Origin of the sequence: Paenibacillus sp. FSL R5-0908 (assembly GCF_038006245.1) — a bacterium.
Classification (GTDB): domain Bacteria; phylum Bacillota; class Bacilli; order Paenibacillales; family Paenibacillaceae; genus Paenibacillus_AQ; species Paenibacillus_AQ odorifer.
Genome location: NZ_JBBOUV010000001.1, coordinates 4,108,595 through 4,133,281, shown reverse-complemented (window position 1 = coordinate 4,133,281; position 24,687 = coordinate 4,108,595). Strand labels below are relative to the sequence as shown.

At 43.6% G+C, this 24,687-nt stretch carries 23 protein-coding genes and 1 riboswitch; of the genes, 21 read left to right on the top strand and 2 right to left on the bottom strand.

The window, feature by feature from the left end; translation table 11 throughout:
• Positions 1 to 56 precede the first annotated feature (56 nt).
• From MKZ09_RS18670 to murB, 6 genes are all read left to right on the top strand, one after another.
• Positions 57 to 1,874: an APC family permease gene (locus tag MKZ09_RS18670; RefSeq protein ID WP_076126699.1), complete on the top strand. Its 1,818-nt coding sequence runs from the start codon at positions 57 to 59 to the stop codon at positions 1,872 to 1,874.
• Between the two features lie 203 nt (positions 1,875 to 2,077).
• A complete protein-coding gene (locus tag MKZ09_RS18665; protein ID WP_081389194.1) occupies positions 2,078 to 3,085 on the top strand; it encodes an iron-hydroxamate ABC transporter substrate-binding protein in 1,008 nt (335 codons plus the stop codon).
• A gap of 219 nt (positions 3,086 to 3,304) precedes the next feature.
• Entirely contained in the window at positions 3,305 to 4,360 is a 1,056-nt protein-coding gene (locus MKZ09_RS18660) for a FecCD family ABC transporter permease (protein ID WP_051491521.1), read from the top strand.
• Positions 4,360 to 5,394 carry a FecCD family ABC transporter permease gene (locus tag MKZ09_RS18655; protein WP_076138740.1) on the top strand — a complete coding sequence of 345 codons (1,035 nt, stop codon included), beginning with the start codon at positions 4,360 to 4,362 and terminating at the stop codon, positions 5,392 to 5,394. The genes MKZ09_RS18660 and MKZ09_RS18655 overlap by 1 nt, the downstream gene beginning before the upstream one ends.
• Positions 5,395 to 5,449: 55 nt before the next feature.
• Positions 5,450 to 6,250, top strand: a complete 801-nt coding sequence (locus tag MKZ09_RS18650) for an ABC transporter ATP-binding protein (RefSeq protein ID WP_036687549.1) — start codon at positions 5,450 to 5,452, stop codon at positions 6,248 to 6,250.
• A gap of 150 nt (positions 6,251 to 6,400) precedes the next feature.
• Positions 6,401 to 7,312, top strand: coding sequence for a UDP-N-acetylmuramate dehydrogenase (gene murB / locus MKZ09_RS18645; RefSeq protein ID WP_076138739.1), 912 nt, complete (start codon positions 6,401 to 6,403; stop codon positions 7,310 to 7,312).
• 64 nt (positions 7,313 to 7,376) lie between these two features.
• On the opposite strand, the gene MKZ09_RS18640 is transcribed toward murB, so the two are convergent.
• Entirely contained in the window at positions 7,377 to 7,712 is a 336-nt protein-coding gene (locus MKZ09_RS18640; protein ID WP_036687547.1) for a hypothetical protein, read from the bottom strand.
• Positions 7,713 to 7,970: 258 nt separating this feature from the next.
• A riboswitch (PreQ1 riboswitch) is annotated at positions 7,971 to 8,014 on the top strand.
• Positions 8,015 to 8,177: 163 nt separating this feature from the next.
• Between MKZ09_RS18640 and queF the strand changes: the two genes are divergently transcribed.
• The 15 genes from queF to MKZ09_RS18565 all read left to right on the top strand — a co-directional run bounded on the left by queF (position 8,178) and on the right by MKZ09_RS18565 (position 23,416).
• Positions 8,178 to 8,651 (top strand): preQ(1) synthase, encoded by a 474-nt coding sequence (gene queF, locus MKZ09_RS18635; protein ID WP_036687775.1) that lies wholly within the window; start codon positions 8,178 to 8,180, stop codon positions 8,649 to 8,651.
• 29 nt (positions 8,652 to 8,680) lie between these two features.
• Positions 8,681 to 9,343, top strand: a complete 663-nt coding sequence (gene queC, locus MKZ09_RS18630; protein WP_076138738.1) for a 7-cyano-7-deazaguanine synthase QueC — start codon at positions 8,681 to 8,683, stop codon at positions 9,341 to 9,343.
• Complete coding sequence (locus MKZ09_RS18625) at positions 9,343 to 9,825, top strand: 6-pyruvoyl trahydropterin synthase family protein (RefSeq protein WP_036687544.1); 483 nt, start codon at positions 9,343 to 9,345, stop codon at positions 9,823 to 9,825. Before queC ends, MKZ09_RS18625 begins: the two co-directional genes overlap by 1 nt.
• The gene (gene queE, locus MKZ09_RS18620; protein WP_076201079.1) at positions 9,818 to 10,540 is read left to right on the top strand and encodes a 7-carboxy-7-deazaguanine synthase QueE; all 723 of its coding nucleotides are present in this window, start codon (positions 9,818 to 9,820) and stop codon (positions 10,538 to 10,540) included. The genes MKZ09_RS18625 and queE overlap by 8 nt, the downstream gene beginning before the upstream one ends.
• 135 nt (positions 10,541 to 10,675) lie before the next feature.
• Entirely contained in the window at positions 10,676 to 11,197 is a 522-nt protein-coding gene (locus MKZ09_RS18615; protein ID WP_076201082.1) for a cysteine hydrolase family protein, read from the top strand.
• Positions 11,198 to 12,016, top strand: coding sequence for a VanW family protein (locus MKZ09_RS18610; protein WP_076201085.1), 819 nt, complete (start codon positions 11,198 to 11,200; stop codon positions 12,014 to 12,016).
• 81 nt (positions 12,017 to 12,097) lie between these two features.
• Positions 12,098 to 13,234 carry a zinc-dependent alcohol dehydrogenase gene (locus tag MKZ09_RS18605; protein ID WP_076201088.1) on the top strand — a complete coding sequence of 379 codons (1,137 nt, stop codon included), beginning with the start codon at positions 12,098 to 12,100 and terminating at the stop codon, positions 13,232 to 13,234.
• Between the two features lie 142 nt (positions 13,235 to 13,376).
• The gene (locus tag MKZ09_RS18600) at positions 13,377 to 14,291 is read left to right on the top strand and encodes a DMT family transporter (protein WP_179089495.1); all 915 of its coding nucleotides are present in this window, start codon (positions 13,377 to 13,379) and stop codon (positions 14,289 to 14,291) included.
• Between the two features lie 32 nt (positions 14,292 to 14,323).
• Positions 14,324 to 15,169 (top strand): class I SAM-dependent methyltransferase, encoded by an 846-nt coding sequence (locus tag MKZ09_RS18595; protein ID WP_076201091.1) that lies wholly within the window; start codon positions 14,324 to 14,326, stop codon positions 15,167 to 15,169.
• Between the two features lie 223 nt (positions 15,170 to 15,392).
• Positions 15,393 to 16,892 (top strand): sugar ABC transporter ATP-binding protein, encoded by a 1,500-nt coding sequence (locus MKZ09_RS18590; protein ID WP_076201094.1) that lies wholly within the window; start codon positions 15,393 to 15,395, stop codon positions 16,890 to 16,892.
• 32 nt (positions 16,893 to 16,924) lie between these two features.
• A complete protein-coding gene (locus MKZ09_RS18585; RefSeq protein ID WP_076138731.1) occupies positions 16,925 to 17,914 on the top strand; it encodes an ABC transporter permease in 990 nt (329 codons plus the stop codon).
• A 63-nt stretch (positions 17,915 to 17,977) separates the two neighbouring features.
• Positions 17,978 to 18,958 carry an ABC transporter substrate-binding protein gene (locus MKZ09_RS18580; protein ID WP_076138730.1) on the top strand — a complete coding sequence of 327 codons (981 nt, stop codon included), beginning with the start codon at positions 17,978 to 17,980 and terminating at the stop codon, positions 18,956 to 18,958.
• Between the two features lie 80 nt (positions 18,959 to 19,038).
• Complete coding sequence (locus MKZ09_RS18575; protein ID WP_076201096.1) at positions 19,039 to 20,649, top strand: response regulator; 1,611 nt, start codon at positions 19,039 to 19,041, stop codon at positions 20,647 to 20,649.
• The gene (locus MKZ09_RS18570; RefSeq protein WP_076201099.1) at positions 20,646 to 22,427 is read left to right on the top strand and encodes a cache domain-containing sensor histidine kinase; all 1,782 of its coding nucleotides are present in this window, start codon (positions 20,646 to 20,648) and stop codon (positions 22,425 to 22,427) included. Before MKZ09_RS18575 ends, MKZ09_RS18570 begins: the two co-directional genes overlap by 4 nt.
• On the top strand, positions 22,427 to 23,416 hold the full coding sequence (locus MKZ09_RS18565; protein ID WP_076201101.1) for a substrate-binding domain-containing protein: 990 nt from the start codon (positions 22,427 to 22,429) through the stop codon (positions 23,414 to 23,416). The genes MKZ09_RS18570 and MKZ09_RS18565 overlap by 1 nt, the downstream gene beginning before the upstream one ends.
• A gap of 54 nt (positions 23,417 to 23,470) precedes the next feature.
• On the opposite strand, the gene MKZ09_RS18560 is transcribed toward MKZ09_RS18565, so the two are convergent.
• Positions 23,471 to 24,361, bottom strand: coding sequence for a LysR family transcriptional regulator (locus tag MKZ09_RS18560; RefSeq protein ID WP_076201103.1), 891 nt, complete (start codon positions 24,359 to 24,361; stop codon positions 23,471 to 23,473).
• Positions 24,362 to 24,687: the final 326 nt, after the last annotated feature.

The window sequence follows — 24,687 nt, the reverse complement described above, 5'->3', positions numbered from 1 at the left end:
GAAAACAGCGCACGGAAATTCCGTTTCAGCTCCCAAAGAAAGGAACTGTATCCACCATGGTAAGCAAGGTAAAACGACTATTGATCGGACGTCCGATGAAGTCGAATGAACTCGATCATGAAAAGTTATCCAAGGTTAAAGCACTGGCTGTCCTGTCTTCTGATGCGCTCTCGTCTGTAGCCTACGGAACAGAACAAATTCTGATTGTACTGGTGGCTGCCGGGTTTACTGCCATCTGGTATTCCCTGCCAATTGCATTAGCCGTATTGGGCCTGCTGGCCATCCTGATTTTATCCTACCGGCAGACGATTTTTGCTTATCCGCAAGGAGGCGGAGCTTATATCGTAGCCAAGAGTAATCTTGGTATTCCGACAGGGCTGCTCGCTGGGGGTTCATTATTGGTGGATTACATTCTTACCGTAGCGGTTAGTGCCTCGGCAGGGACGGATGCGATCACATCGGCTTTTCCAAGTCTTCATAATCATACTGTTCTCATCGCTGTATCTGTTATCGTTCTATTAACAATCATTAATCTTCGCGGAGTGACTGAATCGGCTTCATTTATCGCAATTCCCGTGTATTTGTTTGTGGTTTCGATTGTTGTTCTGATTATCTCCGGTATCGTTAAATATGCAATGGGTGGCGCGCATGCGAATGTTCCTGAAATAGGAAGCGCCGTATCTAATGTAAGTTTGTTTCTACTATTAAAAGCGTTTAGCTCTGGTTGTTCAGCCCTAACGGGAGTTGAGGCCGTATCTAATGCGATCCCAAACTTTAAAGCACCGGCTGAGAAAAATGCAGCCAAGACGCTAATGATCATGGGACTTATCCTTGGCTTTATGTTTACCGGAATCACTGTGCTGGCGTATTGGTATGGTATTGTGCCAGATGAAAAGGCTACGGTTGTCTCTCAGATCGCTGAATCGACCTTTGGCCGTGGCGGATTGTACTTTTTCATTCAAGGGATTACTGCAGTGATTTTGTTCTTGGCAGCTAATACAGCATATTCAGCGTTTCCGCTGCTCGCCTTTATGTTTGCAAAAGATAAATATCTGCCACATGCATTTATGGTCCGTGGTGACCGCCTGGGCTTCTCAAACGGCATTATTTTTCTAGGAGTTATGTCTATCATACTTGTGACTGCATTCCATGGGAATACGGAAGGGTTGATTCCACTATATGCGGTAGGCGTGTTCATTCCTTTTACCTTATCCCAACTGGGGATGATGGTGCATTGGATCAAAACCAGACCCGCTGGATGGGTGAAAAGATTTGTAGTAAATACCATCGGTATGCTGACTACATTGACGATTACACTTATTTTTATCATTACTAAATTCTCAAGCGTATGGATGGCATTCATTTTCTTACCTGCTGTAATGTTCGTGTTCCACCGTATTCATAAGCACTATTTGAACACTGCGGATCAACTGCGTATATGTCCTGCTACTGATAAACCTGTAATTAAAGGAAGTACTGTAGTTGTTCCTGTTGCAGGGGTTACACGTGCTGTATTACATTCCATCAGCTATGCGAAGTCTCTAACAGATAATGTTGTTGCTGTGTATGTAGGCTTTGATGAAGAAGACATTCATAAGATGGAGCAACGGTGGGAGGAATGGAATCCAGGTGTACGCCTGATTGTACTTCGTTCCAGATATCGTAGTATCATTCGTCCGTTAGTGAAGTTTATCGATACGGTAGAGTGGAAGACAGCTGCGACGGATCACATCACAATCCTGATTCCACAGTTTATTACCAAACATTGGTGGCAAGCCGTGCTTCATAATCAGACCAGCTTTTTAATCCGCTCGTATCTAATGAATCAAAAGGACGTTGTAGTAGCGACTGTCCCTTATCATTTAAATAAATAAGCAGAAGATAAAAAAAGAGGTTATATCCGGAACGTTCGGAATATAACCTCTTTTGTATTTTATATGAAGGAAATTGTTGCAAATCCACAGAATTTGAAATTTATATGTTGACATAGAGAATGAGAATCAATATCATTTAAAAGTGAAGCAGAGGTAATGGTCACCTTTGAATATCAAAGCAGTTACATATAGGAGGGTTTTTAATGTTTTGGCTTAACAGAAAAAGATCAGGAAGCATGAAAGTAACGATGAGCGGATTAATAGTGATGACGCTTTTACTTTCCGCTTGTGGTAATAATAATGCTGAAAGTTCATCAAATGCAGGAGCAGCGCCTACAACAGCTCCTACAGCAGAATCTACAGAGGCACCTGCTGCACCTAAGACGTTAACTGATGCAATGGGCCATGAAGTATCGATTCCAGCTAATCCACAGCGCGTACTAGGTTCATATTTGGAGGACTCTTTGGTAACTCTGGGTGTAACTCCAGTAGCTCAATGGTCAGTTACAAATGGCGTTCAGGATTATCTGGCCACTGAATTGAAGGATGTTCCTACAATTAGTTACGATCTTCCGTTAGAGGCTGTAACCAGCTTTGCTCCGGATCTTATTATCATCCCATCGGAGTCTTCTGTTCAGAACGGGATTTACGATCAGTTGAATAAGATTGCACCCACTTATGTAATTGGGGATGAACTAAATCAAGATTGGCGCAAATCGTTGCTCAAGATGGGTGAGATTTTGAACAAAACCCCTGAAGCAGAAAAAGCCATTAAAGATTATGATGTTAAAGCAGCGGCTGCGAAAGAACAGCTTGCAGGAGCTATTGGACAAGAGTCCGCGGCGATTCTATGGTTGGTGCAAAAAAACTTCTATATTGTAGACGAAACCCGCAGCAGTGGAGCTGTATTATATACAGACCTTGGCGTAACGTTGCCTAACTTAGTAACAGAGATCCCAGTAGGAACAAGAGCAACTTGGAATCCGATCTCGCTAGAGAAGCTTTCTGAGCTGACCGCAGATCATATTTTCCTTGTAAATAGTGATAAGACTGAGGGTTCGGAGATCCTAGATAGTGCAATCTGGAAGGGCATCCCAGCTGTAAAAGCTGGAAATGTGCATGAAATGAGTTCAACGAGCAGCTGGCTTTACAGTGGTGCGAACGCTGGCAGCAAAATCATTGACGATGTGCTAAAAAGTCTTGTGAAATAAAAGTCGTAATTCACCATGGATGAGACTGATCATTTCGGTGGGGAAGGGCGTGCAGATCAAGTATCTCGGGATACAAAGATCTGCACCATTTTTTTATAAACCAATCCCATAGTACGAAAAATCGTTCCTGCAATTGTACAACATAAATATTTTTGCGATAATGAGAATGATTGTTGTTATCATATAAACCATTGTAACTATTGAATAAGGAGACGACTCATGGTTTCACCCTCAGATTTCGCAAATCGTATTAACAATGAACCCAAAAAAGCTCTACATACCCGACCGGCAGCTGCCATTGGTATTCTTATTTTTGGACTTGCTGCCATTGCCTTCGGATTGGCACTTTCGGTCTCAGTGGGTGCGGCAGATATCAAGTTGGCTACGGTATGGGAAGCTATATTTCATTTCAATCCAGATTTACAAAAACATCAGGTGATTAGAGAACTGCGATTTCCACGTGCTATTGCTGGCGCCTTAGTCGGTGCTTGCTTCGCAGTAGCAGGGGCTATCATGCAGGGGATGACAAGAAACCCGCTTGCGGATTCAGGGCTGTTAGGCTTGAATGCAGGAGCAGGGGTAGCGCTGGCAATAGTATTTGCTTTTGCACCCTCACTCTCATTCACTTCACTAATGTTGTATTGCTTTATCGGTGCCGCTGTGGCCTCTTTTATCGTATTCGGAATCGGTTCGCTTTCTTTTAATGGCCTGACCCCCTTGCGATTGACATTAGCAGGTTCGGCAGTTAGTGCTTTATTGGTTGCTATTAGTCAGGGAGTAGCTATTCTTTTCAACTTATCTCAGGACATAGCCTTCTGGTTAGCTGGTGGGATGGGTGGAGCTAGCTGGACTCAGATCAAGATTATATTCCCTTGGGTGGCCGTAGCCTTAATTGCAGCGATGATGTTATCACGATCCGTCACATTGCTCAGCCTAGGAAGAGAAGTTGCGGTTGGTCTGGGGCAGCGGACAAGGTTAGTTCAATTGGCATGTATGATTGTTGTGGTTATCTTAGCTGGAAGTGCGGTTTCAACGGTTGGCCCGATTGCTTTTATAGGACTAATTATTCCGCATGTTACACGTTATTTCGTTGGAGTGGACTACCGCTGGATTATCCCTTGCTCGGCAGTTCTAGGGAGCTTATTGATTATCTTTGCAGATATTGCCGCAAGAATGATAAATGCACCTTATGAGACACCGCTAGGAGCTTTAATTGCCATCATCGGCGTACCGTTCTTTATTTATTTAGCGAGTAAGCGGAAGGGGGAGCTGTAATGCCCAAATTAACCCTTACTCCAGATGAAAAAGAACGCCGTACACGCGCCCTAACGGTGTTATCACTCCTTGCTATACTGATCGTCGTTGTGTTTATAGTCAGTATGAATACAGGGTTTATGCGTCTATCCCCACTGGAGGTATTACATACACTGCTGGGTGATGGAACACATCAGCAAAAGCTTATTTTATTTGATTTCAGATTACCCCGCATCGTAATTTCATTGTTAGTTGGAGCGGGCTTTGCAGTATCGGGCTGTATTCTACAAAGTCTTGCACGTAATGCACTCGCTGAACCGGCTACGCTGGGAATAAGTGCTGGTGCAGGTTTTGCGGTAATCATTTTCATCTCGTTTTTTCCGGCTACAACAGCAGCGCCGATATTTGTCTTGCCTCTCCTAGCGCTTGGTGGGGCTGGCCTGACCGCAGCTTTAATCTATATTCTTGCCTACCGGAAGGCAGATGGTCTGTCTCCTACAAGGCTGATCCTTATCGGGATTGCGGTCGCTGCAGGAATCAATGCTTGCCAGCTTGTATTGGCACTTAGGCTTGATCCTAATAATTATCAATTTGTAGCTACTTGGATCGCCGGGAAAATATGGGGTGGGGATTGGAGATTCGTCCTTGCTTTGCTGCCTTGGATCGCGATTCTGTTACCGTTCGCTTTCTATAAAGCCCGGGTTCTAAATGTATTGAATCTAGGAGATCATACTTCATTAGGTCTAGGAATGCGTGTGGAGAAGGAACGTATTCTCCTTCTGGTAACAGCCGTAGCGCTTGCCGGCGCCTGCGTCGCAGTAAGCGGAGGTATTGGCTTCGTCGGCCTGATAGCACCACACCTGGCTCGCAGGCTCGTGGGACCCCGTCATCAGGTGTTATTACCTGCTAGTGCTTTGACAGGCTCGCTTCTTATGATTACCGCCGATACCATCGGCAGATGGGTGCTGCAACCTGCGGAAGTTCCTACTGGCATTGTGGTTGCGATTATTGGCGCACCTTACTTTTTATATTTACTCGCCAAGTCTAAAGCGTAAATTCGTTCATACTTAGGAGCATAGCTCCATAAATCTTTTAAGGGAGTTGTAGATCATGTCAGAACGTTTGAATACAGAAGAATTAAGTATTGGGTATGCAGAGGCTACTATAGTTAAAGGATTGAACTTGTCTATCCCTACGGGAAAAATCACCGCACTGGTGGGCGCTAACGGCTCCGGTAAATCTACAATCCTCAAAACGATGGCCCGGATTATGAAGCCGAAGAGTGGCACTGTAATGCTGGACGGCAAATCAATCCATAACTTTTCAACTAAAGAGGTTGCTCGTCAGCTAGCAATTCTACCGCAGAACCCAACGGCTCCTGACGGTCTGACGGTGTCTGAGCTGGTCAGCTACGGTCGTTTCCCTCATCAAAAGGGATTTGGCACGATGACCGCTGAGGATCGCAACATCATCTCCAACGCCATCTCTGTTACGGGAATGGAATCTTTTCATGATCGCCCTATTGACCGTCTCTCAGGTGGACAACGTCAACGCGCTTGGATCGCTATGGCGTTAGCACAAGAAACAGATATTTTATTCCTTGACGAGCCTACAACGTTCCTAGATATGGCGCATCAACTCGAAGTTCTTCAACTTTTGCAAAAGCTGAATGAGGAAGAGGGCCGTACCATCATCATGGTCGTGCATGATTTGAATCATGCTACTCGTTATGCGCAGCATATGGTAGCGATTAAGTCCGGTACTGTGGTTAGCGAAGGCTCACCTACTGAGGTTATGACACCAGATGTATTGCGGGAAGTGTTTGGAATTGAAGCGGATATCGTTCCGGATCCACGTACGGGTGTGCCACTGTGTCTTCCTTACGAGCTTGCTGCCTATAAAGCTGTGTAATTATCATCTAAAATCATACAACGAACAGGCTCCTGTCATTGACAAGGGAGCCTGTTCGTTGTTACAGTTGTGGTTGCCTACAATTTCATAATAACTCTTTAAAATAGATCAAGGACCATCATTTATACATGGTTAAAGGAGCATGAAAACATGAATATTGACAAAATTCAAGATGACCTAGAGCAGCTAATGACTGCAGGAATAGTGAAAAGTCATGAGAATTTAAAAGATCACGTGTACACTAAAATGGGCGGCAAGGCTGATATTTTGGCTGCACCAGCTACTTATGATGAAATTCAAAAGATCGTTACATATGCAGAACAAAATGGGATAACCCTTACGGTACTTGGGAATGGCTCCAATGTGATTATCCGTGATGGAGGTGTACGTGGGATCGTTCTGCAAACGGCAGGTCTGACCGAAATGGGAATTCGCGACAATCTCTTATATGCGCAATGTGGTGCCAAAATAATTGATGTTTCCAGATATGCGCTTGATAAGGAGCTTACGGGTCTTGAGTTCGCCTGTGGCATTCCAGGAACTGTTGGTGGAGCGCTTTATATGAACGCAGGTGCTTATGGCGGTGAGATCAAAGATGTCCTGCATAGTGCACTAGCTATAAATAAGAATGGGCAAATGGTAACTCTGCAAGGTGATGAGCTGCAATGGGGATACAGAAAAAGTGTGTTCGCAAGCGGTGAGTACATTGTACTTGAGGCCAAATTTGCTATGACTTCCGGTGATGTTTTAACGATCAAGGCAAAAATGGATGAACTAACTTATTTACGTGAATCGAAGCAACCGCTGGAGTATCCATCCTGTGGGAGTGTATTTAAGCGGCCTCCTGGCCGTTTTGCAGGTCAGTTAATTCAAGAGAGCGGCTTACAGGGTACAAGAATTGGCGGTGCTGAGGTATCCAAGAAGCATGCGGGATTTATTGTGAATGCAGATAATGCAACAGCCAGTGATTACATCGGGCTAATCCACCATGTAAGAGCGACTGTGAAGGATAAATTCGGTGTGGATCTGGAAACTGAAGTGGAGATCATTGGAGAAGAATAAATGATAAGCAAAAAGAGCCCGCAGCGAACTGCGGGCTCTTTTTGCTTATCGTAATCATGTTCGTTTAATCTACTGAAAGGGTGTAATTAGCTCTGTCCGTAGTTATTTCTGCCTTGCGGTCGGCTAAGTCTACGATTTGAAGACCTTCAACAGCTAAATCATAAGTGGATTGTGGCAGGGATACCAGTTCACCATCGGCGTTAAGTGTGCTGCCGAAACCTCTTAATATCAGTGCACTTCCAAGATATTCATCAATAACATCGTCTGCACTCCGGAAATCTACGGACTCTAAATTGAAATGAACTTTATCCAAATCACGAAGTTCTTTCTTTTCAATAGCGATTGTTTCATTCAAATGATTGTTAAGCCAATCCATAAGCTGCTGTATACTTTGTTCCATAACATGCTCCCACCCTTAGCTCGAAGATTATTATGAATAAGTTACCCCTTTCTTAGGATTTGAATCCTTTTTTTTGCCACATCTTAATTAACCATATGAATAATTCATGTGATTAAAAAGAAATTCACGATCAAATGGCATTGTTTTTGAACTTCATAAATTCTACGTACGTAAAGAGTAGAACTTGTCAGGAGCGGGCTAGCCATGGTATAGTTCAAGACGCAATATGTTTTAAGAAGAAGTCTGCGCTAAAGTTATGCAGGAGAGGTTCGCGAACTCCCTCTATAAAAAACTAAGAATATATTAAACAGTACAAGCGGTTGCTGTCCTTTATCCGGACGATGCTTCCGTTTCTTCTTAGTGGAGCCAAGTTTTCGAAATCTCGTTCTTCTTTCCATTACCGGCCAAGGCCGAAGGAAAAGAGAGGGGTTTTTTGTCGTGTCAGAAGGAAGATTGAAAGAGGAAATGCAAGAAGTTACTTTGCTTGGTAATCAGGGAACACAGTACAAGTTTGGTTATGATCCAGACATTCTGGAGGTGTTTGATAACAAACATCCCGGGCGTGATTATTTTGTTAAATTCAACTGCCCTGAGTTCACTAGCTTGTGTCCTGTAACGGGTCAGCCGGATTTTGCCACGCTGTATATTTCGTATATTCCTGAACAAAAAATGGTGGAATCCAAATCATTAAAGCTGTATCTGTTTAGCTTCCGCAACCATGGTGACTTTCATGAGGACTGTGTCAACATTATTATGAATGATCTGATCTCACTGATGGATCCGCGTTACATTGAGGTATGGGGCAAGTTCACTCCGCGCGGAGGCATTTCAATTGATCCTTATTGCAACTATGGAAGACCGGGTACGAAGTATGAGGCGATGGCAGAACACCGCTTAATCAATCACGACCTCTATCCAGAAAAAGTGGACAACCGCTAAATTCCAACTTGTGATAAGGAGAGATTCATATGAACAAAAAAGCACTCGTCGTATTCAGCGGCGGACAAGATAGCACCACTTGCCTGGTTTGGGCATTGCAGCAGTATGAGGAAGTGCAGGTAGTTACCTTCAACTATAATCAACGTCATGCGGCTGAAATCGAAGTTGCAACAGAGATAGCAGCTAAGTTTAATGTAAAACAGCATATTCTTGATCTGGGGCTGCTTAATCAGCTGGCACCCAATGCACTTACCCGTCAGGATATAGATATCGTGGCTGGTGAAGGGGATGAGCTTCCAAGTACTTTCGTCGATGGGCGTAATTTGTTGTTTTTATCTTTTGCCGCCATATTAGCTAAACAACTGGGGTACTCCCATATCGTCACTGGGGTTTGCCAAACGGACTTTAGCGGTTATCCGGACTGCCGTGATGTTTTTGTGAAATCATTGAATGTTACGCTGAACTTATCTATGGACTATGAGTTTGCGATCCACACTCCCCTAATGTGGCTTGATAAAAAAGAAACGTGGAAAATGGCCGATGAACTGGGGTATTTTGATTATGTTCGCGAACACACACTGACCTGTTACAACGGTATTATTGGCAGTGGCTGCGGTACTTGTCCAGCCTGTCTATTGCGTCAGCGTGGTCTTGAGCAATATGAGGCAGAGAGAATGGAGGCCGGCTCTTAATGCTTAACGAGGTTTCAGTCTGCAAAATATTTACGTTCGACGCGGCACACCAGTTAGTGGGACACAAAGGGAAATGCAGCAATCTGCACGGACATACTTATAAGCTCGAAGTCGTGCTGAAGGGCAAACCTATGGCCGCGGAAGGCCACTCGGATGAAGGTTTTGTCATTGATTTTAGCGATATCAAAATGACAGTACAACAAAGCCTTGTAGATCGTTTAGATCACGCTTTTCTTGCCATGGGAAATGAACCTGTGTTAGAGACGTTAACGAATACGGGCTCCAAAGTAGCCTTGTTGTCTTTCCGCACCACAGTGGAGAATATGTCTTCATATATTGCTTACAAGCTTAAGCAAGCAGGGTTGCCATTGTACTCGGTAAAGCTATGGGAGACTCCAACCTCTTGGGCAGAGGTGCTGGCTGAAGATGTTCCGGATGAAGGGCCATCCTACCGTTTGTATGGAGGCTGTGACTGTGAGTAAGATTCCTGTAATAGAAATGTTCGGTCCAACTATTCAAGGCGAAGGTGCGGTAATTGGAGTGAAGACGATGTTTGTCCGCACCTATGGCTGCGATTATCGCTGCGGCTGGTGTGACTCCGCTTTTACTTGGGATGGTACGGTTAAGAATAAGGTTCACATGATGGAAGCAGAAGAAATCATAAATGAATTATTGGCGTTAGCTGGAGATAATTTCGACTGTGTTACGATTTCAGGCGGTAATCCTGCCTTGATTGGTGAAGGAATGGGTACCTTCATCAATCTGCTTCATGAGCGTGGAATAAAAGCAGCGATAGAAACTCAGGGGAGTAAATGGCAGGATTGGTTCAATGACGTGGATGTGCTGACAATCAGTCCTAAACCCCCAAGCTCAGGAATGACAACGAATTGGGAAATGCTAGATAACATCATGAGTAAGATGGAGAAACTGGGTCGTTCTACGCATAGCTTGAAGGTCGTAGTGTTTGATGATAAGGATTTTGATTATGCGAAAAACGTTCACCAGCGATATCCGAATGTGCAGCTCTTTCTGCAGCCTGGTAATGATGATGTCACGGAAGAGGGCAACATTTCTGCTCGGCTTCTGGGAAGGCTGGAGTGGTTGTTTAATAAAGTAATCGTGGATTCGGATATGAACAAGGTTCGTGTACTTCCACAGCTGCATGCATTGATTTGGCATAATAAGCGTGGTAAATAAAAGATTGATGAAATCGTCCGGGTATCTGCTTACAGATACTCGGTTTTTATTTTTAACAGTTGTAACTTCTAGCAGGTAGATAGTCTGTCCCAGTTTCTGGTATGATTTTGAAAAAAGCTCTTGGAGGTTATTCATTTGGAACAATCAACAGCACTATTAGTTATCGATGTTCAAGAAGCCATGTTCTCCTATGATTTAAAACTGTACGATGAAGAGGGTGTAATGGAAAGGATTGTCTCCCTTCAGCAAAAAGCTCGATTAGCAGGTACTCCTATTGTGTATATTCAACATACCGAAGATGAGGAATACACAAAAGGTACACCCACTTGGCAGATCAGTCACCGCATCACACCGCAAGAAGGCGAAGTTATTGTTGAGAAGCCTACTTGGGATGCTTTTCACCGAACGGAATTGCAAGATGAACTCCAGAAGCTCGGGATCACGAATCTGGTAATCTGTGGGATGCAAAGTGAATTCTGTCTGGATACGACGATAAGACGCGCATACAGCATGGGATATAAAAGTGTACTGGTTTCAGACGCCCATAGTACCTTTGACAATGGGGTTCTGAGTAGTAGGGAGATCGTTAAGCATCATAATGCGATAATTGGAGGTAGATTCGCCCAGTTACGAGCTGAAAGCGAGGTTCAGTTCTAGATGAATACACCCCAGGCTGCCATGAAGCCCATTAAGCGTTCTCGCCTTAGATTGTTTGCTGGCAAACGATATTTTATTTGGAAAAGATATCTGAAATGGTGCACTGGACGAAGCAAAATAGCGAAGCAGCGTACGGATGAAACATTATCTTATGCAGCTATGACTCATGCTACCCCGTTATTAAGAAGTCTTCGGAATGTAGATATGGTGCTTCAATACAATAAAATAACTAACTTACGGCTGGCAATTGCGAAGCTGGATGGACTTGTTGTGCAGCCGGGGGAGACTTTTTCCTACTGGAGAAGTATTGGTAAGCCCACTAAGCGAAAAGGGTATCTGGAGGGTATGGTGCTGCATTATGGTGGTTTTCATTCCGGGGTTGGAGGAGGCTTATGCCAGTTGTCTAATCTGATCTATTGGATGGCACTGCACACACCACTTACCGTTATGGAACGGCATCGTCACAGCTATGATGTATTTCCAGATGAACAACGTACACAACCTTTTGGAAGCGGGGCGACCTGTTCTTATAACTACTTGGATCTTCAATTGAAAAATAACACCGCTCAAACGTATCAACTAAAGCTCTGGCTGGACGATAGCCATTTACACGGGGAATGGAGATGCAATGAGCAGGCGCTTTATGATTATGAAGTATACGAAAGTGATCATAGGATTAGTCTAGAGCCTTGGGGCGGATATATACGCAGTAATAAGATCAGTCGAAAAGTATATACACGCTCTGGAGATTTAATTGGAGATGAAGCTGTAACTGATAATTACGCACTGATGATGTATTCTCCGCTTCTTCATGGATAAGAGTTTAGGGCTTAGGGATATAACATAGAAAGGTATGAACGTTATATCTCTAGACCATCTCCAAAGGAGCGGATTAACAGCATGAAAGCACTAACCTACCAAGGGAAGAAAAAAGTGAAAGTTAAAGAAGTAGCTGATCCGAAGCTTGAGAAAAAAGATGACATCCTCGTTCGGATTACCACTACGGCGATTTGTGGCTCGGATCTGCACATTTATAACGGAGAAATTCCAGGTATGCATGATGATTATATTATTGGTCATGAGCCGATGGGGATTGTTGAGGAAGTGGGACCTGACGTAACTAAAGTCAAAAAAGGTGACCGAGTCATCATCCCCTTTAATGTCGCCTGTGGGCAGTGTTTTTTCTGCCAGCATGAGATGGAGAGCCAATGCGACAATGCTAATGACGCCAAGGACACAGGCGGTTATCTTGGTTATTCCGATACTTATGGCGGTTTTGCAGGCGGACAAGCTGAATTGCTGCGGGTACCTTATGGTAATTTTGGCCCTTTTGTCGTTCCTGAGGATGCAGAAATGGAAGATGAGCGGCTTCTTTTCTTATCGGATATCGTTCCTACTGCTTGGTGGGGAGTAGAAAGCGGGGGAGTGAAGCCGGGAGATACGGTCATTGTTCTCGGCTGCGGGCCCGTTGGACTGTTAACTCAAAAGTTTGCTTGGATCAAAGGCGCCTCAAGAGTCATTGCGGTTGATCATATTGGCTATCGTCTGCAGCATGCGAAGCTGACCAATAATGTCGAAATTTACAACTTTGAAGAGATTAAGGATATTAAAGCTCATTTGAAGGAGATAACACATGGGGGCGCTGATGTAGTTATTGACTGTGTAGGTTTAGATGCCAAAATATCTGCCTTGGAGAAAGTGGAAACGGTTCTGATGCTGCAAGGAGGCTCGCTCAGTGCATTCAGAATGGCCGCGGACATCGTACGTAAATTCGGAACTATTCAGCTTGTAGGGGTCTATGGCCTTAATTACAATATGTTCCCTTTGGGTCATCTATTTGAACGGAACATTTCATTAAAGATGGGACAAGCGCCGGTGATTCACTATATGCCGTTGCTGTATAAGATGATTAAAGAAAATAAATTTGATCCTACAGATATCATTACGCATCGCCTGCCAATTAGTAAAGCGGAGCATGGCTATGACGTTTTTAGTGAGAAAAAAGAGGATTGCATCAAGGTTGTTCTGAAGCCGTAGCCTTTTAAGAAGCATGAGCTTTCGTCAGAAATGACATTGCTTGTGCTTTTTTTAGTGAAATCTTATGAAAATAGATGCATTTTTTCACGGTCTGCGTTAAATTAACATAAGTGACTTAAGATATTGAAAGGACGCGTAATATGTGAAACTTAAAAAACCGCCACTTCCGATTCCACTATTAATGTTGATAGGGATTGTGGCCATCTCTTTTTCCGCCATTTTTATTAAATGGTCTGATGCACCTGCATCTATACAAGGCATGTACAGATTATTATTTACCTCACTGCTGATGCTGCCTTTTGCAAGACCCTATAGTGGAGCTGCTTTTGCTCTTCGTAAAAAAGACTGGCTAATGCTCATCCTCTCAGGCGCAATGCTTGCGCTGCACTTTTTGCTATGGATGGGATCATTAAAGTATACTTCGGTAGCTAGTTCAACAATGATCATGGCGCTGGAGCCTGTATTTATTATGCTGGGTGTTTATTTTTTGTATAAGGAAAAGACAGCTCTGTCCGCTATTCTAGGGCTTGGCATTGCGATTGGCGGTGTCGTGTTTATCGGCTGGGGGGATATTGGAATCTCTGCAGATAATCTAAAAGGAGATCTATTATCGGTCGGAGGCACTGTCGCGGTAGCTGTACATATGCTGATCGGTCAAAAGCTAGTGGTGCGCATGCCCTCTTACTTATATAGCTTGATTGTCTTCTTATCAGCCGCTGGCGTATTTGCTGTATACAATCTGTTCATGGGGATTTCCTTTTTTAATTATCCGGCCAAGGAATGGGGAATCTTTGTATTGTTAGCAGTGGTGCCAACGGTGTTTGGCCATATTTTGTTTAATTGGTTACTACAATATGTATCCGCGACTACGGTTTCAATGAACATTTTAGGAGAACCAGTGGGTGCCAGTATCTTAGCGTATTTGCTCTTGGGTGAACAGCTAACATCGTTACAATGGGCAGGTGGAGTGCTCGTCATGATTGGACTCGCAGTATATTTGTACGCGGGAAGAAGGAAAACTATCCGGATGGCTGAGGCCATTCAGAACGCTTCATAACAGATATTTTACACATAAAGGGGTAGCAATGGATGGAAGAACAGAATCAATATCCAAATAATCAAGCAGAAAAAAACGCTGTGCCAACAAGTGAAGAGCTTTGGAACGAAGATACTTATACCGCTTGGGTAACTCGGTTTGGTACACCGTCAGAAGCAGCTGCAAAATTAATAAAGGAACCAAGTGCAAAGCTTCACCCGCTCCTTTCTTTTTTTGGAGAGGTGAAGGGTAAGAAAATGATGAATTTAATGGGCTCAAACGGGATGAAGGCCGTGGCACTCTCATTACTAGGTGCGGAAGTAACGGTTGCGGACTTCTCGGAAGCCAATGCGCGATATGCGGCTGATCTTGCCCAAGAAGCAGGGGTACCATTAACCTATATCGTCTCAGATATTCTTAAGCTGCCAGAAAACGTCCTTGATGGTTCATATGACATCGTCTTTGCAGAGTTAGGTATTGTTCATTACTTTACCAACCTTACACTATTCATGGAAACAGCTCGCCGATTGCTTTCTCCTGGAGGCGTATTTGTACTCCGCGATTTTCATCCGGTAACGACCAAACTTATTTCCTCGAAGGGATCTACTGCGAAGGTACGCAAACACAAAGTAAACGGAGATTATTTTGACTCATCATTGGAAGAGAAGAAGGTATCCTATTCCAAGTATTTGCCTTCCACAGGTAAACCAGCAGGTGAAGAAGAGCATAGTGTTGTGTATTGGCGCCGCTGGACACTCGGAGAAATTGTAACCGCAGCAGCTAATAGCGGACTAGTGATCCGCCAATTAGTAGAAGAACCTAATCTATCTTCGGACGTGTATGATAAGGGAATTCCTAAGACCTTCACATTGGTGGCTGGAAATGGCGCAAGCCTGTAGGAGGGTTGGCTGACATGTGATTTTTAGGGTATAACATTTGTGCTGAACTGAGGTGCTCTCGGTTCAGTTTTTTTGTGTGTAAAACATAAAATTTTAAACTTTTTTACGGAGATTATTCCATTACAATGGCAACTTATAGGGAATACAATGATTTTACATTCCGGATTGAAAGCGATTACTTAAGGGTTAATGCATTCTCAAAGAATTTGAGGTGGATATCAAAATGAACGAAGTGTTGCTTTGTATGGAGGGAATCAACAAGTTTTTCCCAGGTGTTCATGCTTTGAATGAATGTCAATTTGAGCTGAAGCGTGGGGAAGTTCATGCGTTAGTAGGAGAAAATGGCGCTGGCAAGTCTACCCTTATGAAGATTGCGACAGGTGTCTATTCCAAGGATACTGGTCAAATGTGGTACAAGGGAAATGAAGTGGAGATTGTTAATACCCGTGAAGCACAGGAACTTGGAATTAGTATCATCCATCAGGAATTGAATTTAATGCCTCATCTTACGGTCGCCCAGAATATTTACATTGGACGAGAGCCGCGAAAAGCTCTGAAATGGTTCGTTGATGATGTAGAGATGAACCGCAAAGTTCAGGTACTGTTTGATCAAATGAATCTGAAGCTGGATCCCAGAGTTTTGGTATCAGACCTGACTGTTGCTAATCAGCAAATGGTTGAAATCGCTAAAGCCTTGTCTTTCCAAGCCGAGGTATTGATCATGGATGAACCAACCGCCGCGTTAACAGATACAGAAATTAACGAGTTATTTCGAATGATTGAGCAGCTACGAGATAAAGGTGTGGGAATTATTTATATCTCTCACCGCATGGATGAATTGAAGCGAATTACAGACCGCATTACAGTTATGCGCGATGGTTGTTATGTAGATACCGTTCGTACCGATTCAATAACGATTGATCAGATCATCAGCATGATGGTTGGTCGTGAATTATATCAAACGTCGAAACCAACGATTGCGAAACAGACTCAGCAAGTTGTCTTAGAAGTTCGGAATCTTTCTAGAGGGCATGCGTTCAAGGATATTAGCTTTCATCTGTATAAAGGTGAGATTTTGGGCTTCGCTGGTTTAATGGGGGCTGGACGTACCGAGGTTGTTCGTGCCGTATTTGGTGCCGATCCCATCGATGAGGGTGAAATTATGCTCCATGGAAAATCGGTTCGTATACGTCAGCCACATCAAGCGGTACAGCATGGTATGGGGTATTTGTCCGAAGACCGTAAACGTTTCGGACTGCTTGTGGATATGGATATCAGCATGAATAATGCGATTGCCTCCTTTTATAAATTCCGTAATTCATTTGGCTGGATGAAGGAGCGGGAGATGCGAAGCTCAGCGGAGCAGCATGTTGAAGCGCTAGCCACCAAAACTCCAAGTGTAGGTCAAAAGGTTAAGTTTCTGTCCGGAGGTAATCAGCAGAAAGTGGTCATTGGCAAGTGGTTGACTAGAGACTGTGATGTACTCATCTTCGATGAGCCCACACGAGGTATTGATGTAGGCGCGAAAAGTGAAATTTATAAGCTGCTGGATCAGCTTGCGAGTCAAGGGAAGGCGATCATTATCATTTCTTCAGATCTTCCTGAGATTCTAAGAATGAGCCATCGGATTATCATTATGTGTGAAGGGCGTATAACAGGAGAACTCCCCGCAGAAGAAGCATCGCAGGAGGCGATTATGAAATATGCGACGAAACGTTCATAACTGTTCAAGAGTTAACCGGAGGTGTCAGGACTATGAAGATCGCGGATAAAGGGATTGGTCAGCCAGCGGGTATGAAGCAAACGGGAGGGCAATCCGGATTCAAACAAAAATTATTGGCATTTGCCAGTCTGATCATATTGGTCATCGTATTCTCTTTATCCTCCAGTAACTTTTTTCAATTCTCAAATCTTGTCGGAATTCTAGTTTCTACAGCTGTAATCGGAGTATTAGCGCTTGGAGCTACCTTTGTTATTATTACGGGTGGCATCGACCTCGCTCTGGGTACTGTAATGACATTCTCATCTGTTATGGTTGGAGTCATTATTACCTTCTGGGGTCTGCCCGTCCCGTTAGGCATTGTAGGTGGGATTCTGGCTGGAGCACTGTGCGGCTTTATCAGCGGTTTGATGGTGGCGAAGATGAACATTCCACCCTTCATCGCCACTCTGGCGATTATGATGGTCACCAAAGGGTTGTCGCTTGTCATTACAGGAGCCAAACCCATTTATTTCAACGATGATCCGATCTTCGCCAAGATCGCTATGGGTAAAATGATCCCCGGTATACCCAATACCATCGTTATCTTCTTATTACTCGGTATGATCGCAAGCATAATCTTGTCTAAGACGATAATTGGGCGTTACAACTTCGCGCTTGGCAGTAATGAAGAAGCCACTCGCTTATCAGGTGTGAACACAGTCAAATGGAAGATTATTATCTATTCCATTACAGGAATCTTTAGCGGAATCGCAGGTATCCTGATGGCCTCACGTCTGAATTCAGCTCAGCCATCACTGGGCACTGGCTATGAACTAGAGGCTATTGCGGCAGTGGTCATTGGCGGAACTTCCTTAAGTGGAGGTGTAGGTTCTATTCTAGGCACGATTATTGGCGCACTGATTATGAGTGTGCTGACGAATGGCTTGCAGATTATGTCCGTGGCTCAGGAATGGCGGACGGTCATTGTCGGTGTTGTAATCATCATTGCGGTTTACGCTGATATTCTACGCCGCCGTAAGTAATAAACTTGGTATGATCTCCATCCGGAGTGATATACAAAGCAAATGACGAGGGGGAAGATTCAAATGAAACTGCGTCGTAGAGGGTTTATCATGCTTGCCAGTCTATTGTTAGTCACTACTTTGCTGAGTGCATGTAACAACAATGATAGTAACAAGAGTGCATCCGGTTCAGACAAACCATACATTCCAGTCATATCAAAAGGGTTCCAGCATCAATTCTGGCAAGCGGTAAAGCAAGGAGCGGAGAAAGCTGCTAAGGAGTTTGATGTTGAGATTACCTTCGAAGGTCCAGAAAATGAGAGTCAGGTGGATAAACAAATTGAGATGCTGCAAACCGCTCTCGATAAGAAGCCAGCTGCAATTGCGCTTGCCGCACTGGACAGCAAGGCTGCGATTCCTTATCTAGAAAAGGCAAAGGAAAATAAGATTCCGGTCATCGGCTTTGACTCTGGTGTAGACAGTGATATCCCTGTAGCAACAGCAGCGACTAACAATAAAGCAGCAGCTGCTTTAGCCGCAGATAAAATGGCTGAACTGATTGGCAAGAAAGGTAAAGTGGGCCTTGTCATACATGACCAAACGAGCAGCACAGGGCAACAGCGTCGCGATGGCTTCTTGGAACAAATGAAAGCAAAATATCCGGATATTCAAGTGTTAGAGCCGCAATATGGGGGTGGAGATCAGTTAAAGTCTACAGACCTTGCGAAAGCGATGATGCAGGCAAATCCGGATCTGAAAGGAATCTATGGCTCTAATGAAGGCTCTGCTGTAGGTGTGGCTAATGCTGTTAATGAATTGCAAATGAATGGTAAGATCGTAGTCGTCGGCTTTGACTCTGGCAAGCAGTTGATGGATGCTATCCGCAGTGGTGTTGTGGCTGGCGCCGTTACACAAGACCCCATTGGTATTGGCTATCAAGCTGTGAAGGCAGCTGTGCAAGCGATTAAAGGGGAAGCGGTTGAAAAGAACATCGACACGGGGTTCCACTGGTATGATAAAAACAATATGGATTCCGATGAGATCAAACCTCTACTATACGAATAGAGTTTATTAATAGAGGTTGCCTCACGCAGGCGGCCTCTATTATGCTTATGCTGATAAGTTCAAAGTTGTGGAGGTGTTGGATGTATAAGATAATTCTGGTTGATGATGAAGATGAGGTTCGTGAAGGGATCAAACAGAAGATCTTGTGGAGTAAATATGGGTTTGAGCTGGTTGGTGATTTCGATAATGGCAGAGATGCACTGGAAGCAATCGAGCAGCATCGGCCTGACGTAATTATTACTGATATTTGTATGCCTTTTATGGATGGACTGGGATTGGCCAGAGCTGTGATGGATAGGTACCGGGATATGAAGGTCATTATCGTCACTGGATATGAAGACTTCGAATATGCGAAGCAGGCCATAACACTGAAGGTGACTGAGTACTTATTAAAACCGATTAATGCACGTGAGTTTGCTGAATTTCTAAGTAAGATGAAGCAGGATTTAGATGAAGAGCATCTACAAAAAGCGAATTTAGTTAAGCTTCGTATGCAACTTAATCAGAGTCTTCCATTGCTGCGGGAACGATTCTTGGAGCAGCTGGTAACTACTCGAATGAAAAGCGAAGAAATCGAGAATAAATTGAGTTATTTTCATATTCAGTTGCAGGGTCAAGTGTACCTTGCGCTCGTTATAGATATAGAACTTGAGAAACGAAGCCAGGACCTATCTTTTGATGCAGAGCTACTACGTTTCGGAGCCTTTAACATTGTTCAGGAGCAGCTGGAGAAAGAGCAAGACGGAGTGGTATTCCAGACGAGAGATGGAAAAATCGCTGCGATATTATCCGGCAATTCACAGACGTTAGAAGTAGCAACGCAGCTTCTTGCAGAGCAAGTCCAGGGTAGCTTAAATAAATATTTGAAGCTGTCATCAACCATAGGCATCGGTAGAAAATATAATACTTTGCAACAAATTCCACTATCCTTCCAAGAAGCGGTCTCCTCCATAGAATATCGTTACCTTTTAGGTATAGATAAAGTTATCTCCATACAGGATCTTGAGTTTGGCAAGGGATTGGATCAGGCGCATTTCACCTCATGGGAAAAGCAATTCATATCCGCTTTAAAGACAGGTAAAGCTTCTGCTGTATCGGAAATTCTATTGAAGTGGTTTCAGGAACTTAAAAGTAATACCTCCTCTATAGAAGGCTGCCGTAGCAGCATCTATCAGCTGCTGGTTTCTTTGATGAACTATGTGGCCGACATCGGCTTCCCAAATACAGTAGTTGTTTCGCATAATATGTTTGCAGAGGTTGCTGCGCTTAAGACTTTAGATGAAGCTAGGAATTATCTGGAGAGGACTTGCCATGAACTGATACTTAAACTATCGGAACAGAGAACAACGGTTCGGACTTCTCAGATGCAAGCCGCAGAAGCTTATATTCGCGAGAATTATTGTAATGACAGCTTTTCACTCAATGAGCTGTGTAGCCATATTTTTATGAGCATCAGTTATTTCAGTGCAACTTTTAAACAGCATACCGGAGAAACATTTATAGAATATCTGACTCGACTCCGTTTGGAAAAAGCAAAAGAACTCCTTACGGTCACACAGTTGAAGACATATGATATCGCTGCCAGAGTTGGTTATGCTGATCCACAGTATTTTAGTGTTATTTTCAAACGTAATGTAGGAAGCACACCGAAGGAATATCGACACCGGCAGAAGGAGAATCTCTCTCTATGAGAGCACAGCGCTTTTTCCGCAGCCGAAGTATTCATACTAATATTGCTGTCTCGTTTTCACTTCTTATCCTCTGCACAACTATTGTCCTGAGTTATACTTCCTATCGCCTGTCCTCAGCCGCGGTCAAGGGCAATTCTGTAGCCTACACTTCACAGTTAATAGAACAAGTAAAACTGAATATCGAGAATTACATTGGCAATATGGAGAGCATAGCCGCTCTGGTGTTAACTAGCAGTGATCTAGAGAAGTATATAAAAGGCTCAAATTTAGATAAAGAAGAGGCGCTTAAGAATAAACTGCTTGCCAGTCATTATCTCCGGTCAGTCGTTCAGTCCCGCTCGGATATTTCCTCTATATTATATGCAGGCTCAGATGGCATGACCGTTTCGGATCGACAGCATGCTGTTTTGAAACCGCTTCCTGAACTAATAGCTCAAGATTGGTATCAAAAAGCTATGAATCAACTTGACGTTGCAGTTTCTTCCTCACATGTGCAGCACATCTTTCAAGATGAATACCGGTGGGTAGTCTCGATCAGCCGAAAACTCACGAATGCGAATGCTATGACGGAAGCGGATCAACAAGGTGTACTGCTCGTAGATCTCAATTACAGTGTAATTAATAATCTATGTAAACAAATCGAACTGGGAAAACGCGGTTATGTTTTTATTGTCGATCCCGCAGGCAGCCTTGTCTATCATCCACAACAGCAGTTGATCTACTCCCAGCTCAAGTTCGAACAATTGGAGACGGTCCTTGGGATCAAAAGTGGATCTGTTACGGTTAACACGGGGAATGACCAGAAACTGTACACTGTGGACACTACAAGCTTTGGCTGGAAAATAGTTGGAGTCACTTATCCGGATGATTTGGTCGCGAACAAGCAACGTATGCAAGGAACTGCCGCCTTATGGGGAGCCATTAGTTTGATTTTTGCTATGGCTATATCGATTTTTCTCTCTTACGCACTGACCAAACCGCTGAAGAATTTGGAGCTGAATATGAAAAAAGCGGAACGTGGAGAGTTCGACATACGCGTGGAGATTGAGAGCACGAATGAAATCGGCAAGCTTGCTCGTACGTTTAATCTTATGATCATGAAGATTAAAGAGTTAATGGGTCAGATCGTCTTGGAGCAAGAGATGAAGCGTGTGAGTGAACTGAAGGCGCTGCAAGCGCAGATTAAACCTCACTTTTTGTACAATACACTTGATTCGATTATTTGGATGGCAGAGACAGGAAAGATGGAGGAAGTGGTGGAGATGACTTCATCTCTATCCAAGCTGCTCCGTTCAACAATTGGTGAGGGTGAGGAATTGATTCCGCTGGCCAAAGAATTAGAGCATATTCGGCACTATTTAACGATTCAGAACATGCGTTATCGTAATAAGTTCACTTATTCCATAGAGGTACAAGAAGATATCCTAACCTGCAGCATTTTAAAAATGGTACTTCAGCCTTTGGTTGAAAATGCGATCTATCACGGCATAAAACATAATCCTGAGCAAGGGCACATTCTGATCCGGGCAAGACAAGAACAGAACGATATTATCGTACAGATCATTGATGACGGTATTGGGATGGATGAAGAGCAGATGGGTAAGGTACTGCTGCAAAAATCAGATTTCAAGACTGGCAGCGGTGTAGGTGTCGCGAATGTGAACCATCGTGTCCAGCTGTATTTCGGTGTGAAATACGGTTTGTCTTTTGCAAGCGAGATGGAGGAAGGAACGACGGCCACTTTACGAATACCTGTGATTTATGAGGAGGAGAGTTAATGAGCGCTTTACGGTCAAAAATTGGCCTGTATACTCTGCTGCTGCTCTTCATTGTTACTTTGGGTTCATTAGCCTATCGTATGTTTACAAATGAGCTTGACGCAAAGGTTAGGACCATTATTTATGTGCCCAAGACTATCGACAGCAGTATTGAATTCTGGGAAGTGGTGAAACAAGGTGTGGCAACAGCGGCTAAGGAGTTCGGCGCAGAGGTTCGCACGGTTGGAACGGATACAGAGCTTGATGTAGATCAACAGATAGAACTGCTGGAGCAAGCCATTAAGGAGAAGCCTGACGCCATTATTTTATCAGCTACGGATTATTATCGCCTCATTCCAATCGCAGAAAAGATCAAATCTGCTGGCATTACACTTATTACTGTAGATTCGGGCTTGAGCGGTGGTGTATCAGAGAGTTTTATTGCTACAGATAATTATGAAGCAGGACGTAAGGCAGGGCAGGAGTTAAGAAAATATATCGATCCAGAGGATAAAGTCGCTATCGTTAACTTTGTACAAGGCTCTGCCACCGCAATCGAGAGGGAAAGAGGAGCTCGTGATGCCCTTTTAGAGAATGGAGTTCATGATGTGCAGCCTACATTATACAGTGATGGTTCCGTGCGAAAAGCGTACCAGTTAACTGTTGATTTACTAAAGGACGAGCCAAATCTAAAGGGGATAATAGGTCTTAATGAACCTTCTACACTAGGTGCTGGGCAGGCGATTATGGATATGGGATTTCAGGACAAAGTGAAATTATTTGGGTTCGACAATTCTAGCAATGAGGTGAAGCTTCTCGAAAAAGGGATTTTACTTGGTACGGTTATGCAGAAGCCTTTTAATATGGGGTACTTAGCTGTGAAGACGGCGATTGAAGCTGTTGAGGGTGAAAAAGTGGAACGGATAATAGACACAGGCTCCGTGATCATCACGAAGGAGAATATGTATTTAAGTGAAAATGAGAAATTAATGTTTCCTTTTATAGAATAAATGAACAAGGAAGCTTCTAAAACCGTTTGCGGCTTTAGAAGCTTCCTTGTTTTTTTAAAGATCAAGAGTCGTTACTATTTCAACAAAGGATTGCTGCAACGGTGTTAAAATATGATCTTTACGCCAGCCGAGCACAAACCCGCCGCTTTCAGGCAAAATCCCTGGTAGGTTGGCATAGCTAAGCTTGCCTAGCTCAATCTCAGCTTTAACAGCCGCTTTAGAACAAATGCCAACACAGTCACTCCCGTTAACTAGCTGCTTAATCACTTCTGGAGAATTCAACTCGGATCGGTTCCATAAACGGATTTGATTGAATTGTGCCCATTGATCGGCATACCCTCGTAAACAAGATCCTTGCTCATGCTGAATCCACGGCTCATTGGCAATTAGTTCAGGTGTTAATTTCTCTAGGTCTTCAAATGGGTGACCAGGTGCAAAAATTAGGACAGGTTCATCACGGACAATAAGCTGAAAATCAAAAGATTCGTCCTGCCAATCCGAAGTATGTAAAATGGCCATCTGAATATCTCGACTACGGAGACGTTCACGTAACAAAGCATCGCTTTGAACAGTCAAGGAGTTGTTAATCCCCGGATAGAGTTTCATGAATTGGATTAACATATTAGGTAAAATATAAGTTGCAGGAATAAAACTGGCTTCCAGCTCTAATGTTCCTTTTGAGGGAGAAGAAAATTGTTTGACTGTACGCTCAGCTTCTGCTGTGAGGGAAACGATTTTGAGGGCGTATTGATAAAGGGCTCGCCCAGCATCCGTAAGCAGCACTCTGCCGCTGCGGTAAAGAAATAGAGGGGTTCCGAGCTCAGCCTCCAGATTCTTCATATGAAAAGAAACAGTAGGCTGTTTAAGGCCTAATTCTGCGGCTACATCGGTTACCTTTTTATATTTTTCAATTAGAACTACGATGTTCAATTTCATAATATTCATGACTTTCCTCCACATAATGCTAAGTTGGATTATAAATTATATCTCCATTATAGATTATATCTATACAGATATACACTTTATATTGGTATTTTTTTCGTTCACTTTACAAAGATAAGAAGTTTCTCTAACGAACGAGCTCTAGAATAAGAAGAGACAGAGGGGCCAAGAAGTCCCGGACAACATATAACATATGCGTTTGATGAACTTTTACAGTAACCATGCATATGGGGGCCAAGCTCCACAACACCATGTTAAAGCTTTCGAAGCCAGTTTGGTATGAACTGATCAGGGAGCCATGCTAACAAACCATTTAGGAGGAGACAAAA

Bases quoted from the DNA above. Each gene is read 5' to 3' on its own strand.
- MKZ09_RS18670 (WP_076126699.1), top strand. From the start codon at position 57: ATGGTAAGCAAGGTAAAACGACTATTGATCGGACGTCCGATGAAGTCG.
- MKZ09_RS18665 (WP_081389194.1), top strand. From the start codon at position 2,078: ATGTTTTGGCTTAACAGAAAAAGATCAGGAAGCATGAAAGTAACGATG.
- MKZ09_RS18660 (WP_051491521.1), top strand. From the start codon at position 3,305: ATGGTTTCACCCTCAGATTTCGCAAATCGTATTAACAATGAACCCAAA.
- MKZ09_RS18655 (WP_076138740.1), top strand. From the start codon at position 4,360: ATGCCCAAATTAACCCTTACTCCAGATGAAAAAGAACGCCGTACACGC.
- MKZ09_RS18650 (WP_036687549.1), top strand. From the start codon at position 5,450: ATGTCAGAACGTTTGAATACAGAAGAATTAAGTATTGGGTATGCAGAG.
- murB (WP_076138739.1), top strand. From the start codon at position 6,401: ATGAATATTGACAAAATTCAAGATGACCTAGAGCAGCTAATGACTGCA.
- MKZ09_RS18640 (WP_036687547.1), bottom strand. From the start codon at position 7,712: ATGGAACAAAGTATACAGCAGCTTATGGATTGGCTTAACAATCATTTG.
- queF (WP_036687775.1), top strand. From the start codon at position 8,178: ATGCAAGAAGTTACTTTGCTTGGTAATCAGGGAACACAGTACAAGTTT.
- queC (WP_076138738.1), top strand. From the start codon at position 8,681: ATGAACAAAAAAGCACTCGTCGTATTCAGCGGCGGACAAGATAGCACC.
- MKZ09_RS18625 (WP_036687544.1), top strand. From the start codon at position 9,343: ATGCTTAACGAGGTTTCAGTCTGCAAAATATTTACGTTCGACGCGGCA.
- MKZ09_RS18610 (WP_076201085.1), top strand. From the start codon at position 11,198: ATGAATACACCCCAGGCTGCCATGAAGCCCATTAAGCGTTCTCGCCTT.
- MKZ09_RS18605 (WP_076201088.1), top strand. From the start codon at position 12,098: ATGAAAGCACTAACCTACCAAGGGAAGAAAAAAGTGAAAGTTAAAGAA.
- MKZ09_RS18595 (WP_076201091.1), top strand. From the start codon at position 14,324: ATGGAAGAACAGAATCAATATCCAAATAATCAAGCAGAAAAAAACGCT.
- MKZ09_RS18590 (WP_076201094.1), top strand. From the start codon at position 15,393: ATGAACGAAGTGTTGCTTTGTATGGAGGGAATCAACAAGTTTTTCCCA.
- MKZ09_RS18585 (WP_076138731.1), top strand. From the start codon at position 16,925: ATGAAGATCGCGGATAAAGGGATTGGTCAGCCAGCGGGTATGAAGCAA.
- MKZ09_RS18580 (WP_076138730.1), top strand. From the start codon at position 17,978: ATGAAACTGCGTCGTAGAGGGTTTATCATGCTTGCCAGTCTATTGTTA.
- MKZ09_RS18575 (WP_076201096.1), top strand. From the start codon at position 19,039: ATGTATAAGATAATTCTGGTTGATGATGAAGATGAGGTTCGTGAAGGG.
- MKZ09_RS18570 (WP_076201099.1), top strand. From the start codon at position 20,646: ATGAGAGCACAGCGCTTTTTCCGCAGCCGAAGTATTCATACTAATATT.
- MKZ09_RS18565 (WP_076201101.1), top strand. From the start codon at position 22,427: ATGAGCGCTTTACGGTCAAAAATTGGCCTGTATACTCTGCTGCTGCTC.
- MKZ09_RS18560 (WP_076201103.1), bottom strand. From the start codon at position 24,361: ATGAATATTATGAAATTGAACATCGTAGTTCTAATTGAAAAATATAAA.